This window comes from Sinorhizobium psoraleae (assembly GCF_013283645.1).
Classification (GTDB): domain Bacteria; phylum Pseudomonadota; class Alphaproteobacteria; order Rhizobiales; family Rhizobiaceae; genus Sinorhizobium; species Sinorhizobium psoraleae.
Genome location: NZ_JABEKV010000001.1, coordinates 1,398,753 through 1,413,030, shown reverse-complemented (window position 1 = coordinate 1,413,030; position 14,278 = coordinate 1,398,753). Strand labels below are relative to the sequence as shown.

The window sequence follows — 14,278 nt, the reverse complement described above, 5'->3', positions numbered from 1 at the left end:
CTGATTGCCGGAATGAATTGTTCGGCAACGCGCCTGCTTTGGAAAAATCTGTCGCGTTTTTTCACTTCGGCGTCGTTGCGCGCGTTTGACCGCCACCGGCCGATCTATATAGTCGCAAGCGTTCTCAGGGCGGGGCGAAATTCCCCACCGGCGGTAGCGATCATCCGATCGAAGCCCGCGAGCGCTTCGGAAGCCGCGCGTCCAATTGGACGCACAAAGGTGTTCGAAGGTCAGCAGATCCGGTCGAATTCCGGAGCCGACGGTTACAGTCCGGATGGAAGAGAGCAAGCAGGAGCGGAGTCCCTTCCGGGCTCTCCGCGCGTGCATGTTCGCCCGACGGGATCATTGGAAAAGCGCCAAACCCTGAAAGGCTTGAGACCATGACCATTCTTTCCCAACCCTCCGCCAGAATTGCAATCGTCCGCGCCCGCTGGCACGCCGACATCGTCGATCGGTGCGTCGATGCTTTCGTCGCGCAGTGGACGACGCTCGGGGGCAATGCGGCCGACGTCGAGATCTTCGACGTCCCGGGTGCTCTCGAAATCCCGCTTCATGCACAGACGCTCGCGAGGACCGGGCGCTATTCGGCGATTCTCGGAACGGCCTTCGTGGTCGACGGCGGCATCTACCGCCACGACTTCGTCGCCGGTACCGTGCTCGACGGCATGATGCGGGTGCAGCTCGACACTGATGTGCCGGTCCTCTCCGCCGTGCTCACCCCCCACAACTTTCAGGAAAGCGAACCCCTGATCGCCTTCTTCCGCGACCATTTCGTCGTTAAGGGCGAAGAGGCCGCCAATGCCTGCGCCCAGATCCTCGACGCCCGCGCCAAGCTCGCATTGATCGACGCCTGACGACGACCTTTGCAGTCATGAGCAGGGGCGCGACCGGCGGCGGTCGTGCCCCTGCTGCATGTTTCATTGAATCGGAGCGATGCAAACGCAATTGGCGCGATTGAAAATCCCGATCTCCTGCAGTATGGAAACTTGACTATAAGATGAAAGATTAAGAACTGCGCCGGGGCCGAAGGCCCCTGCTCACGGGAATGCGACGATGACATTTCAGCCGCGCATGCAAAACAAGATCAGCGGTTTCTCTGTCATAGGCGGGCTGCACCGGCGTCATTGGAACGGCGTTGTCGCCGACGTGTGGGATGTCGAGTGCGTTCCTCACGCCGGCGGATATTACGTCGCGGAAGATCCGCGTATGTTTATCGTGCTCGACGCCAGGGGCGGAGGCAATTGCCGCGTCAAGCTAGCCTCGAACGGCAGAAGCGCTGTCCAGAACTATCATCGGCAGGCTCTCTCCTACATACCGGCCGGCGTGGAGCTCTGGACCGATGTCGTCGATATCCAATACCTGCGGCATCTCGACCTGCATTTCGATGTCGATGTGCTCAGCCGCCGTCTGATGGAAGATCTCCACCCCAGCGCGATCGAAACGCCGCGGCTGATGTTCCAGGACCCTCGTTTTCTCCAGCTTGCAGAATTGATCGCCGCCGAATGCCTCAATCCGCAGCCGCTGCACGACCTCTACGGCGACGGGCTGACGCTGGCGCTGTTCATCGACCTGATGAAGATCAACCGGAGCGCCGGTCGCAAGCGCAGCCAGCTGGCGGCCTGGCAGCTGCGCCGCGCGGTGGACTACATCGGGGAGAACGTCGCCCGCAACGTCCGGCTGGAAGAACTGGCAAACCTCACCGGCCTATCGCAATCGCATTTCAGCCACGCCTTCAAGGCATCTACCGGCATGGCGCCGCATCAGTGGCAGACAAGCGCCCGGATCGAGCGCGCAAAAGAGATGCTGCTTGAGAACAACGCATCGCTGACCACAGTGGCGGCGGAAACAGGTTTCGCCGATCAGGCACACTTCACCCGCGTGTTCCGCAAGACGGTCGGCACGACGCCGGCGCTCTGGAAAAAGAGCCGTCTCTCCTGACGAGATAGTGCCCGCGCTGCCTGTGTGCGGTGCGGAAATTTGCCCAGGATCGTTCAATTTTCCAGAGTCCGGACAAGCCCGGCCGGCATACTTGAGATAAACGCTCATCTTATCAAGGTGAAGACTGGCCGTGCCGCGTTCTCCGGGGATGGGGCGCCGGACGGCTGATTTCGGGGCAGAAGTACGATGCAAAGCAATGGCAGCGGGGCGCGTTTGAAAGACCTATTGGCAGGCGGGGCGGCATTTGCCGCACTGCTGATCGCCAGTACGGCGCAGGCTCAGGACGGCGGCGCCACCGAGCTTGAAAGATTGGTGGTCGAAGGCGGGGCGCAGGCGAACGGCAGCGCCACCGGCCCGGTTGACGGCTACGTGGCCAAGGCGACCGCAACCGGGTCGAAGACCGCCACGCCGCTGAGCGAAATCCCCCAGTCGGTCTCCGTCGTCGGTCGCGAGGAAATGGACGATCGCGCCGTGGTCAACAAGGTCGATGAAGCCTTGCGCTATACGCCCGGCGTCATGGCCGCGCCCTTCGGCGTCGACGCCGATACGGACTGGTTCTATATCCGCGGCTTCGATGCGGCACAGACCGGCGTTTTTCTCGACGGGCTCTCCCTCTTCAGCTACGCCTTCGGCAACTTCCAGATCGACCCCTTCATGCTGGAGCGGATCGAGGTGCTGAAGGGGCCGGCCTCCGTGCTCTATGGCGGCGCCAATCCCGGCGGCATCATCAATCTGATCAGCAAGCGGCCGCTTGACGAGCCGCTCTACTACACGGAAGTCGGCATCAACAGTGATGGCAACGCCTTCACCGGCTTCGACGTTAACGACCGGCTGACCGAAGACGGGACTGTTCGCTACCGTCTGACCGGCAAGATCGCCGGCGGCGACAATTACTCAGATTTCTCCGAAGACCTGCGGGGCTTCATCCTTCCGCAAGTCACCTATGCCCCCGACGATGCGACTAGCCTGACGGTATTCGGACTGCTGCAAGGGCTCGACCAGGTCCATGTCGGCAACGGCTTCCTGCCCTATGTCGGAACGGTGGTCGACGCCCCCTTCGGCAAGATCGATCGGGATGCCTACTTCGGCGAACCCGATATCGATGAGGGAACCTACGCCCAGCAGATGCTCGGCTATGAGTTCAAGCACGATTTTGACAACGGTTGGAGTCTCACCCAGAACGCCCGCTACGCTCATCTGCACAAGCATGAGAACTATCCGTATCCCTTCGGCTATGTGGGGCCGACGTTCGAAAACCCAGAGCCTCTCGCTCCGGACTACCTCCTGAACCGCATCGGCTTCGAGGCGACGTCGAAGGTCGACAGCTTCGCGATCGACAACCGGGCGGAGACGGACTTTGAAATCGGCGCGACGAACCATGCTTTTCTCGTCGGCCTGGACTACAAATACTACCGGCTCGACCATATAGGCGCCACGGGAGGCGCGAACCCTATCAGCCCCACCGATCCGGTTTATGGCGTCCCGCAGGGGCCGAAATCTGTCTACGTTAATCAGATTTTCACGCAACAGCAGATCGGCGTTTACGCTCAAGACCAGGTTCGCTTCGGCGACGGTTGGCTCCTCACGCTCAACGGTCGCTACGACTACGTCGATACCGATCTCAAGAACGGCCCCACCGCCTGGTCCGGTCCGTCCAACTTCGGATATGATGACGTCGCGCTCAGCGGCCGGGCCGGCCTCGCTTACGAGTTCGACAACGGCATTACGCCTTATGTGAGCGTCGCCACCTTCTTCAACCCGCTCGTGGGCTCACGTGACTCGAACCCGGATGCCGCGATTACGACTTTGGTACCCTTGAAACCCGAAGAAGGCTATCAGTACGAAGCGGGAATCAAATACGAGCCGTCGTTCGTCGACGGATTGTTCACCGCCTCCATATTCGAGATAACCAAGCAGAATGTCCAGGTGACGAGCCCCACCCTTGGGATCTCCACGCAGCTGGGCGAGGTGCGCTCCCGCGGGATCGAGCTCGAGGGCAAGATCAACCTGGACGAAAACTGGAAGATTATTTCCGCTTTCAGCTATACGGACCTCGAGGTTACGGAGGACGCCAACCCCGCGCTCACCGGCAAGTCGCCCTACCTCATCCCTGAAACCCAGGCTGCCTTGTGGCTCGACTACACGGTGACCAGCGGCACGTTCGAAGGCGTGAGCCTCGGCGCAGGCGTACGCCGCCAGGGCGAGTCCTGGGCTGACGCCGAGAACACGAAGAAAGTCCCGGCGGCGACGCTCGTCGATGCCGCGATCCGCTACGAGAAGAACGACTGGGCGGCCTCCCTCAACGTCGCCAACCTCTTCGACAAGGAATATGTCAAGGGATGCCAGGGACTCCTGACCTGCGGCTACGGGGAAAGCCGCACCTTCACGCTGAAGCTCAGCAAGACGTGGTAAGCGCTGTTGAATCGCCTCGTGAAGCGCTTGAATCGGATCGTCAGGCGCCTCACGCAAAGCCTTGATGCGACTTAGGCAATTGCATGCCGAAGCAGGACCTCAATGCGCGCTCTGCCCGCCACCGAGCGCGCGTTCGAGTGCCCGCGCTTTATGCCGATGGCCGGCGCGTTCGTAACCGATGACGGTGATCACCGGCGCGAACATCAGGATGATAAGGCAGGTCGCCATGTCGATGCCTGCCATCGCCGCTCCCACCGATGCGGCCAGCACAAGGACCGTCGCGCAGAACTGCCAGACGTGGCGACGCTCCATCGCCCTGACCAGATAGACGTACATGGCGTAGATCAGGCCTATGTAGATCGCGACGGGAACGGCAACGGTCAACACCGTCGCGACGGACGAGATATGCGCCTTGTGCTCGATATAGTAGGCAGCGACGTGCAGCCCGGCGCCCGTCGCCACGACTGCGGCGAAGATCAGCATGTGCCCGTAACCCCAGACGAAGGCGCGCTTGCGAAACTTGTGAAGGATTTCCGCGCTCGGGAGCGTGAAATAGATCCACCACATGCCGAAGGTCAGCCCGGTGCCTGCGATGCAGACAAGCGCCACGTCAAGGTTCCATCCCCGCCCCTCGACCACCGCCGTGACCGAGGCGACCGTTCCGACCACCCCTTCGCCGAGCGCGATGATGGCGAGCAGGCCGTAGCGCTCGGCGATGTGGTGCGCATGCCACGGCGTTCCGCCCTGCCGCGACTCCGCGATCACTGGCCCCGCCATTTCGATCGCCGTCAGCACGACCACGAACGCAAGCGTCACCAGCAGGGAGAAATCGATGAAGATCAGCACGATCCAGCCAATCTGGGCGATGGAGACCGCTGTGGCGTAGGTGGTGCAGGCCTTACGACGGTGCGGGTCCTGTCGCGCCGCCCTGAGCCACTGAAACACCATGGCGACCCGCATCACGACATAGCCTAGCACCATGATGCGATTGTCGAGATATTCTCCCTTGTCGATCGACTCGAACATCGGCGGCAGCCCGATGGCGAGAATGAGGACGCCGGCCATCTGCACCATGGTGACGCAACGAAACGCCGAGTCGTCGGTGTCATAGGCGGAAGCGAACCAGGAGAAATTCACCCAAGCCCAGCAGATCGCGAAACTCGCGAAGCCGAAGCCGATCAGGCCGGCTTTGAAATGTCCCTCGGCCAGGAGATGGGCGAGCTGCGCGGCAGCAAGACTGAAAGCGATGACGAAGGTCAGGTCAAAGAGCAGCTCCAGCGGCGTGGCGGCGCGATGCCCCTCGTGCGGATCCCGCCCGCTCATCCTGGCGACATGGTGGGCAATCGAATGCGGCTTGGGCGGCGGGGTCTCGGACATTGAAGCGCTCCGGCTTTTCTACGGCGCCGCGCATCTTTCAGACGCACAAAGTTCGCTGTAGCACTTTGAATTACTGCATGTTTCTTCCTTAAATCGGCTCCGATTCGAGGAGACAGCAGAAGGGAATGCGACCATCCTCAATTATTCATCGGAAACCAGTCAAGGCCGCACATTTGAAATGGCGTCGAAACGCGTGTAACGCCTCAATGGCCGAGATTCTTGATGTAGAGCGAAAGAAGCTGGGTCTGCGAGGAGATGCCTAGCTTGCGATAGACATTGCGCCGGTGAACCTTGACCGTTCCGGTCGAGATGCCGAGCTTGAGGCCGATCGATTCCGACGAATGCCCCTGGAGCACCAGCTCAATGATCGCAGCCTCCCTTTCCGTCAGGTTCAGATGTTGCCAGACGCCATCGGCGGGCGGATGCGACGCTTTGCGGCGGCTCCGTCCCGTTTTTGCCAGCGCCGCGTCGAAGCGGCGGCCGAGATCGGCCCAGTGGTGGCGCACCAGCGCCGCCACCAGCGGCTCGGCCTTCTTGAGAAGCGCGAATTCCGCCGCGCTGAAGGTGCCGGTCGCCTCGCGCCGCATCAGCGAGAGAACGACGGTGATCTGATCGCTGATCGGCACAAAGAAGCCGATCTCCTCCGCGAGCCCTGTCTGAACATAGTAGGTCCGATAGTATTCGCTGGAGAAGAATCGATCGGGCGCAAGCTCCCGCATCCGCCAGACGCCGGGCTTCGGTGCGCATGCGGCATGATAGAGGATCGAGCAGATAGGGCCCGGCCTGATAGAGGCTGACGAAGAGGACATGGTCCTTCGCGTCGAAGGTGCTGTAGAGATCGATCGGGCGCTCCTTGCCGCGATAGGCGAAGACGACGACATAGTCGAAATTCATCAGCGTCGACATCAGCCGGCGAAATGCGCCGCCGACGGCCCCATCGTCCATCGGCATACCGTCGATCAAGGGTGCGAGTGCCTGAAAAAGTCCATCGAGGTCGATACTCAAATCGCGCTCCCGGCCGATTTTCCCGCTTCGGGGTATACTCCTTCCACAGGGCAATCCGGGTTGAAATACCTCTCTTGGGGTATATACCGGCGCGGCCGCCTTTGACTAGGCTGCATGGTAATAGCGGCGGGAAGAAGCGGCGTAAGAACCGCAAGCGATCTCCAAAGATAACCGCAGGGAACAAACGTGACATCCGCTTCGACGAACGACATCGAATTCCGTTCGGTCGCCAAACGCTATGGCAGCGTCACGGCCGTATCGGACATCAACCTCGCTGTACCAAAGGGTGCGTTCGTTGCGCTGCTTGGCCCCTCCGGCTGCGGCAAGACGACATGCCTGCGCATGATCGGCGGCTTCGAGCAACCGAGCGAGGGCACGGTCTTTATCGGCGGTCATCCGATGAACGGCGTGCCTGCCTATCGGCGGCCGGTCAACATGGTGTTCCAGCAATATGCGCTGTTCCCGCACCTCGATGTCGAACAGAACGTCGCCTATGGCTTGAAGCAGATGCGCCCGCGCATCGCCGCCGCCGAAATTGCCCGCCGGGCGCAGGAGGCGCTGGAGATGGTCCGCCTCGGCGGCTTCGGCAAGCGCCGCATTCACGAAATGTCAGGCGGACAGCAGCAGCGCGTGGCGCTCGCCCGCGCCATCGTCAACAAGCCGAAGGTGCTGCTCCTCGACGAACCGCTAGCCGCTCTCGACAAGAAGCTGCGGACGGCCATGCAGATCGAGCTCCAGAGCCTACAACGTGAACTCGGCATCACCTTCGTGCTGGTCACCCATGATCAGGAAGAGGCGCTGTCGATGAGTGATCTCGTCTGCGTCATGAGCACCGGCCGGATCGTCCAGATCGGCCCGCCGGAGGAGATATACGACCGCCCGGCGAGCCTCTTCGTCGCCGACTTCGTCGGCAAGACCAACCGCATTGCCGCCACCATTGACGCCGGCACGAATTCGATCCGGCTGGCGAACGGCGTCGGCCTTGCGAAACCAGCGAGCGCAAACGGTACGCTCGGCGCGGCCATGGTTGCACTCCGCCCGGAAGCGATCAGCCTCGTCCGCAATGGGAGAGCGACGCTTCAAGGCACCGTGACGCACCGCATCTTCCTGGGCTCGTCGGTTGAATACTCGATTGAGGTCGATGGCCTCGGCGACTTTCTGGTGACTGCCGACCGCCGGAGCCTCAACGAAAACGATCTCGCGGAACCCGGCGAAAGAATCGGGCTCGCCTTCGACCCGAACGCGCTTCACGTCTTCCCGGCCTGAGCTGCCGGATCTGCTGCCATCACTGCACGTCAACGATAAGGGAACAGCATCATGACCAAGTGGTACAGAGAGAATGCCCCGGTTACCGCCGACAAGCTTGCCGACGAGTTGATGCGTCTGAAGCGCGGTTCGGTCACCCGCCGGCACTTCCTCGGCGTCACCGGCCTCGGCCTTGCGACCGCCGTCTTCGCGCGCCAGCCCGGCCTCTTCAATTCCACCGCCTTCGCCGGCGATCTCGGCACGCAGATGTCGATCGCGACCTGGCCGAACTACCACGATCCCGCCACCTTCGAGGCCTTTACGGCCGCGACCGGCGTTGCCGTCGAGGTCAATGTCTTCGGCTCGAACGAGGAAATGCTGGCGAAGCTCCAGGCGGGCGGCACCGGCTGGGATCTCTTCGTGCCGACGAACTACACGATTTCGACCTATGTGAAGCTCGGCCTCATCGATGAGCTCGATATGTCGAAACTGCCGAACTATGACGCCTCGACCGAGACCGCGCGCTTCACCAACGAAGGCATCGTCGACGGCAAGACCTATGCCGTGCCGAAGAACTGGGGCACGACCGGCATCGCGGTGAACTCTTCCAAGATCAAGGCGCCGGTCACGAGCTGGAAGGAGTTCTTCGAAGTGGCGATGACCGAGGCGGACGGCCGCGCCATGGTGCACGACTACCAGCTCACCACTATCGGCAATGCGCTCGTTTCGCTCGGCTACTCCTTCAACTCCGTCAAGCCGGACGAACTTGCCAAGGCCGAGGAACTCCTGATCAAGGTGAAGCCGCATCTTTATGCGATCAACAGCGATTACCAGCCGTCGATGCGCGCGACCGACGCCTGGATGACCATGTGCTGGACCAATGACGGCGCCCAGCTCAACCGTGACATGCCGGAAATTCAGTTCGTGCTCGGCAAGGACGGCGGCGAGATCTGGTCGGATTTCTATGCCATCCCGAAGAGCGCCGCCAACAAGGCCGCCGGCTATGCGCTGCTCAACTACCTGATGACGCCGGAAAACGCCGTCAAGGAACACATCGCCAACGGCGCACCGACGACCGACAGTCGCGTCCTGAAGCTGCTGCCGGCCGAGGTAACCTCGAACAAGATCGTCTATCCGGACGAAGCGGCGCTGACCCCGCTCGAATTTGGCGCCGCCGTGACGTTGACCGACCCTGGCCGCGCCGAGCTGATGGCGCGCTTCAAGTCGGCGTGAGCGAGAATAGGGCGCGTTTGCCCCTCATCCCGCTGCCGCGACCTTCTCCCCGTTCTGACGGGGAGAAGGGACAAGCCGCGAGAGCCCTCTTCACGCCAGCGACGAGAGGAAACGAAGCGGCGCGACGAGTCCCCTTCGCCCCGCTTGCGGGGAGAAGGTGGCCGGCAGGCCGGATGAGGGGCTTTCAAGTGCATTCTGACGGACCGGATCTCATGCAAGCGGCAATGAACACGAAGAGAAACCTGGTGACGGCGGCGCTGGTGGCGCCGGCGGCGGCGTGGCTTTCGGTCTTTCTCGTACTCCCCTTCATCGCCATGCTGGTCTTTGCCTTCGGCGAGCGCGCACCGGAGGGTGGTTACCAGGCCGCCTTCACCTTCGCGCAGTTCGCCAACCTGCCAACGCGGGCGGCAGCCTTCTGGAATACGCTGGTGCTGGCGCCCGCCGGCGCCCTGCTCTGCCTGCTGGTCGCCTACCCCGTCGCCTATTACCTCGCCGTCAAGGCGAACCCGCGCTATCGCCTCATCCTCGTTTCGCTTGTGGTCGTGCCGTTCTGGACGAGCCTGCTCGTGCGCACCTACGCATGGATGTACATCCTCGGTTCGCGCGGCATCCCCAATCTCCTCTCGATGATCGGCATCGAGGATGTTCGTATGCTGAACACGCCAGGCGCCGTGCTGCTCGGCATCGTTTACGGCTATCTGCCGCTGATGATCATGCCGATTTATGTAAGCCTGGAAAAGCTCGACCGCCGGCTGCTCGAGGCCTCCGCCGATCTTGGCGGCAGACCGGTCTCCACCTTCCTCGGCGTCACGCTGCCGCTCTCCCTGCCGGGCGTGATGACCGGAGTCGCGCTCGTCACCATCCTGCTCCTTGGCGAATACCTGATCCCGCAGCTCCTCGGCGGCGGCAAGGTCTTCTTCATCGGTAATGCGCTGGTCGACCTCTTCCTGCAATCGCGCAACTGGCCTTTCGGGTCCGCGATCGCCGTCACGCTCGTCGCCGTGGTCGTCGTGGTGCTGATGGTGGCGATGCGGATCGCCTGGAAAGTCGCCGGCACAAGACAGGTGGATCTCGTCTGATGCGCGCCTTCGTCTTCTCCGTCTATCTCTTTCTCTACGCGCCGATCGCGCCGGTCGTGCTGTTCTCCTTCAATGCCGGCCGCAATGCGAGCGAGTTCACCGGCTTCTCGACAGCCTGGTATGGCAAGGCCCTCGGCAATACGTTCCTGGTCGCAGCCCTGCAAAACAGCCTGATGATCGCCTTTACGAGTGCTGCGCTCGCCGCCATCTTCGGCACCATGGCAGCACTCGGCATGGAGCGGCTCGGGCCGCGCACACGCGCCGTCTTCGATGCCCTGTTCGCTGCGGCGATCGTTGTGCCAGGCGTGGTCATCGGCATTGCCACGCTGGTTGCGTTGGTCGCCGTCTTCTCCTTCGTCAATCCCGCCCTCGCGACGATCTGGCCGGGCAATCGGCCACCGCAGCTCGGTCTCGGCTACGGCTCGATCATCGCCGCCCACGGTCTCTTCTCGATGGCGCTGGTGACCATGATCGTCAAGGCGCGGATCGCGAGCCTAGGCCGCGACATCGTCGAGGCGTCGAGCGACCTCTACGCGACGCCACTCACCACCTTCCGCCTGATTGTGCTGCCGCAGATCCTGCCGTCGATCCTCGCCGGCTTCCTGCTCGCCTTCACCTTCTCCTTCGACGATTTCATCATCGCCTTCTTCGTCGCGGGTTCGAAGACGACCCTGCCGATCTATGTCTTCGCCTCGATCCGCCGCGGCGTGACGCCGGAAATCAATGCGATCGCGACCCTGGTTCTGGTCGCCTCGCTGCTCCTGATCCTGACAGCGCGCCTTCTGATGCGCGAAAAGAAAAGCAAATCCGGGGAGTGAAACAATGATCCTGAAAGACCGGGTCGCGGTCGTCACCGGAGCAGGCTCCGGCATCGGTCAGGCGGGCGCCGCCATCATGGCGCGCGAAGGCGCCCATGTGATTGTCGTCGACCGCAGCCGGAAGGCCGCGGAAGCAACGGTCGGGGCGATCGCAGCAAAGGGAGGCAGCGCCGAGGCGCTCCCATTGGACGTCACCGACGACGTGGCGCTATCGGACGGCATCGCCGACATTCTCTACCGCCACGGCGGCATCGACATCCTGCATAATCATGCCGGCGCGCAGGTAGCCGGCGACCTTGAAGGAGTCGAAGTGGCAGGCTTCGACCGCTCCTGGAGCCTCAATGTCCGCGCCCACTTCATGGCCGCCCGCCTCGTCATGCCGTCGATGAAGGCGGCTGGCAGCGGCGTGATCGTCAATACGTCCTCTTCCTCCGGCGTGCTCTACGATCGCGAGATGATCGCCTATACGACGACCAAACACGCCGTCATCGCCATGACGCGGCAGATGGCCGGCGACTATGCGAAATACGGTATCAGGGTGAACGCGCTCTGCCCCGGCTGGGTGGATACGCCCTTCAACGAACCTTTCATCGCCCAGATGGGCGGACGGAGTGCCATCGAGGCCTATATCCGCGAGAAGGTGCCGCTCGGCCGATGGGCAAGCGTCGACGAAATTGCCGAGTCGATCCTCTTCCTGGTCTCCGACCGCTCGTCCTACATGACCGGGCAGATTCTGGTGGTCGATGGCGGGGAGACTGTGGTCTGATTTTCAGACGCACACGGCTACAGCCCATCGCTCCGATGCCGCTGGCGAGGCCTGAAATGGGGCAACGTGGCCGCCCGCCCCCTCCTCATTCCTGTGCTTGTCACAGGAATCCAGCCACGGCGCGTCCGCGCCGTGAATGACTTGCTGCAGGACAGGACAGAGCCTCCCGCGCCGCCGACGCGGCGCCGCTGGATCCCTGTGATAAGCAGAGGGGTGAGGGCCGGCATGTTGCGGAGGCCCTCACACCCGCACGTGGCCGATGCCCTTGCTGGCGATCTCCTCGAAACTCTCGTCATAGCCGGCATCGGCATAACGGATGACCCCTAGCGACGTGTCGTTGGTCAGCGCGTGGTCGAGCCTTTCGTCGGCCGCCTTCGTGCCGTCGGCAACGACCGTCACGCCGCAGCTCGTCATGTAACCGGCATAGCCACCGCCGCCAGAATGGACGACGACAAGGTCGGCCATCGAGGAGCAGAGCAGCATGGCGTCGAGGAGCGGCCAATCGGCGATCGCGTCCGAGCCATCCCTCATCCGCTCCGTCATGATGTTCGGATGCGCCATCGCGCCGGCATCGAGGTGATCGCGCGAAAACGCGATCGGCCCCTTGAGTTCACCGCTGGCGACCAGTTGATTGACGCTCCGCGCGAGCGCGGTGCGTTCGCCATGGCCGAGCCAGGCAATGCGCGCCGGCAGCCCCTCGAAAGGGATATGCTGCCGCGCGAGCCGGATCCAGTTGGTGATGATCCGGTTTTCCGGGAACATTTCGAGGAGCAGGTCGTCGATCCGCGCGATGTCGCTCTCCTCGCCGGAAAGCGCCATCCAGCGGAACGGGCCGATGGCGCGGGCAAAAAGCGGACGGAGATATGCTTCGGCGAAGATCGGGATGTCGAAGGCGTTGGCAACACCCCCTTCCCGCGCCTGCGTGCGGATCAGGTTGCCGTTGTCGAAGACCTCGGCGCCCTTTCTCTGAAAATCGAGCATCGCCTTCACGTGCTCGACGATCGACGCGCGGCTTGCCGCCATCAGCTGGCCCTGTCCGTCTTCGCGCAGCGACCGCACCTGGTCGAGACTCATCCCCTTCGGCACGTAGCCGTAGACGAGATCATGCGCAGAGGTCTGGTCGGTCACCACGTCGGGAACGACACCGCGCCGGGCGATCTCCGGATAGATCTCGGCGGCATTACCGACGAGCCCGACCGAGAGGGCTTTTTTCTCCCTGACCGCCGCGTCGATCATCGCGAGCGCCGCGTCGAGGTCAGGCGCGATCTCCTGAAGATAGCCGACCTGCTGGCGCTTCTTTGCGCGTTCCGGATCGATATCGACGCAGAGGATGGCGGCCCCCGCCATGCGGCCGGCAAGCGGCTGTGCGCCACCCATGCCGCCGAGCCCGGCGGTCAGCACGAAACGTCCGGAAAGATCGCCGCCGAAGCGGCGCTCGGCAATCCGCATGAAGATCTCATAGGTGCCCTGGATCACCCCCTGGCTGCCAATATATTGCCAGGCGCCTGCCGTCAGCCCACCCCAGCAGATCAGCCCCTTTCGCTGCAGCTCATAGAAGACCTCGGCTTTGGCCCATTGGCCGACGATGTTGCAATTCGCCATGATGACGAGCGGCGCCTTGGCATGGGTTCTCAACAGACCGACCGGCTTGCCCGACTGGATGACCAGCGTCTGGTCCTCGTCCATCTCGGTGAGCGTCTTGACGATGGCCCGATGGGACGGCCAGTTGCGCGCGGCCTTGCCGAGGGCGGCGTAGACGACGAGATTGTCCGGATCCTCCCCGACGGAAAGGACGTTTTCGAGAAGCCGCAGCAGCGCTTCCTGCCGCCAGCCCTTGGCACGCAGGCCCGGCCCGCCGGGAATCGGAAAGTTCGGATGACGGGGATTGGGCTTGGGCATGGCGGTCGTTCCTTTGTGCGTGGCGGTCGTGTCTTTGCCCCTCACCCTAACCCTCTCCCCGCGAGCGGGGAGATCGGACGGGAAGGGCGAGGCATGTCCCTTCTCCCCGTCCTGCGGGGAGAAGGTGCCGGCAGGCGGATGAGGGGCGCACCACAACACCCTCGTTCATTCACTTCGGCGGCAGCGAAAACACGTAGCTGAGCGCCGCATCCAGCAGGCGCCGACGCAAAGCATCATCGCCATAGGCCTCCACCCCGGCGCGCACCCAGCCGTGCATCCGGCGCTCGCCCATCACCATCTGCACGATGCCGGGCAGCGCCAAGGCCCAGTGGTCGTTGCCCTTGCCAAGCCGCACCAGCATTCCATCCTCGCGGGCGCCGCAGAGCAAATTGCCGTTCAGGAGAAAGGCCAAACCACCGAACATCGGCTTTTCCGAAAGCCCCGGCTGATCGCCGAGGTCTTGCTTCACCAGTTCCTCAAGCCCGGTATCGCGCGCCACATCGCCC

Annotated in this window: 11 protein-coding genes, 1 pseudogene and 1 riboswitch; of the genes and pseudogenes, 8 read left to right on the top strand and 4 right to left on the bottom strand. The window is 62.7% G+C overall.

What is annotated here, in order from left to right; genetic code table 11:
• The first annotated feature begins 116 nt into the window (after positions 1 to 116).
• A riboswitch (FMN riboswitch) is annotated at positions 117 to 290 on the top strand.
• Between the two features lie 90 nt (positions 291 to 380).
• The 3 genes from ILFOPFJJ_RS06485 (at position 381) to ILFOPFJJ_RS06475 (ending at position 4,350) form a co-directional block, all read left to right on the top strand.
• A complete protein-coding gene (locus ILFOPFJJ_RS06485) occupies positions 381 to 854 on the top strand; it encodes a 6,7-dimethyl-8-ribityllumazine synthase (RefSeq protein WP_173509705.1) in 474 nt (157 codons plus the stop codon).
• A 199-nt stretch (positions 855 to 1,053) separates the two neighbouring features.
• The gene (locus tag ILFOPFJJ_RS06480) at positions 1,054 to 1,938 is read left to right on the top strand and encodes a helix-turn-helix domain-containing protein (RefSeq protein ID WP_173509704.1); all 885 of its coding nucleotides are present in this window, start codon (positions 1,054 to 1,056) and stop codon (positions 1,936 to 1,938) included.
• Between the two features lie 186 nt (positions 1,939 to 2,124).
• On the top strand, positions 2,125 to 4,350 hold the full coding sequence (locus ILFOPFJJ_RS06475) for a TonB-dependent siderophore receptor (protein WP_173509703.1): 2,226 nt from the start codon (positions 2,125 to 2,127) through the stop codon (positions 4,348 to 4,350).
• Positions 4,351 to 4,449: 99 nt separating this feature from the next.
• Here ILFOPFJJ_RS06475 and ILFOPFJJ_RS06470 read toward each other — a convergent pair whose 3' ends face one another.
• A complete protein-coding gene (locus ILFOPFJJ_RS06470) occupies positions 4,450 to 5,727 on the bottom strand; it encodes a low temperature requirement protein A (protein WP_173509702.1) in 1,278 nt (425 codons plus the stop codon).
• A 203-nt stretch (positions 5,728 to 5,930) separates the two neighbouring features.
• Positions 5,931 to 6,732 (bottom strand): annotated as a pseudogene (locus ILFOPFJJ_RS06465) (helix-turn-helix transcriptional regulator).
• A 186-nt stretch (positions 6,733 to 6,918) separates the two neighbouring features.
• Here ILFOPFJJ_RS06465 and ILFOPFJJ_RS06460 point away from each other — a divergent pair.
• The 5 genes from ILFOPFJJ_RS06460 (at position 6,919) to ILFOPFJJ_RS06440 (ending at position 11,873) form a co-directional block, all read left to right on the top strand.
• Positions 6,919 to 7,998 (top strand): ABC transporter ATP-binding protein, encoded by a 1,080-nt coding sequence (locus ILFOPFJJ_RS06460; protein ID WP_173509701.1) that lies wholly within the window; start codon positions 6,919 to 6,921, stop codon positions 7,996 to 7,998.
• Between the two features lie 51 nt (positions 7,999 to 8,049).
• Complete coding sequence (locus ILFOPFJJ_RS06455) at positions 8,050 to 9,210, top strand: polyamine ABC transporter substrate-binding protein (protein WP_173509700.1); 1,161 nt, start codon at positions 8,050 to 8,052, stop codon at positions 9,208 to 9,210.
• Positions 9,211 to 9,422: 212 nt separating this feature from the next.
• Positions 9,423 to 10,289 (top strand): ABC transporter permease, encoded by an 867-nt coding sequence (locus ILFOPFJJ_RS06450; protein WP_173509699.1) that lies wholly within the window; start codon positions 9,423 to 9,425, stop codon positions 10,287 to 10,289.
• Entirely contained in the window at positions 10,289 to 11,107 is an 819-nt protein-coding gene (locus tag ILFOPFJJ_RS06445) for an ABC transporter permease (RefSeq protein ID WP_173509698.1), read from the top strand. Before ILFOPFJJ_RS06450 ends, ILFOPFJJ_RS06445 begins: the two co-directional genes overlap by 1 nt.
• Positions 11,108 to 11,111: 4 nt before the next feature.
• On the top strand, positions 11,112 to 11,873 hold the full coding sequence (locus ILFOPFJJ_RS06440) for an SDR family NAD(P)-dependent oxidoreductase (RefSeq protein WP_173509697.1): 762 nt from the start codon (positions 11,112 to 11,114) through the stop codon (positions 11,871 to 11,873).
• A 240-nt stretch (positions 11,874 to 12,113) separates the two neighbouring features.
• Here ILFOPFJJ_RS06440 and ertB read toward each other — a convergent pair whose 3' ends face one another.
• Together ertB and ILFOPFJJ_RS06430 are read right to left on the bottom strand one after the other, a co-directional pair.
• Positions 12,114 to 13,772: a thiourocanate hydratase gene (gene ertB, locus ILFOPFJJ_RS06435; protein ID WP_173509696.1), complete on the bottom strand. Its 1,659-nt coding sequence runs from the start codon at positions 13,770 to 13,772 to the stop codon at positions 12,114 to 12,116.
• A 169-nt stretch (positions 13,773 to 13,941) separates the two neighbouring features.
• Positions 13,942 to 14,271, bottom strand: coding sequence for a TfoX/Sxy family protein (locus tag ILFOPFJJ_RS06430; RefSeq protein WP_173509695.1), 330 nt, complete (start codon positions 14,269 to 14,271; stop codon positions 13,942 to 13,944).
• Between the last annotated feature and the right edge of the window lie 7 nt (positions 14,272 to 14,278).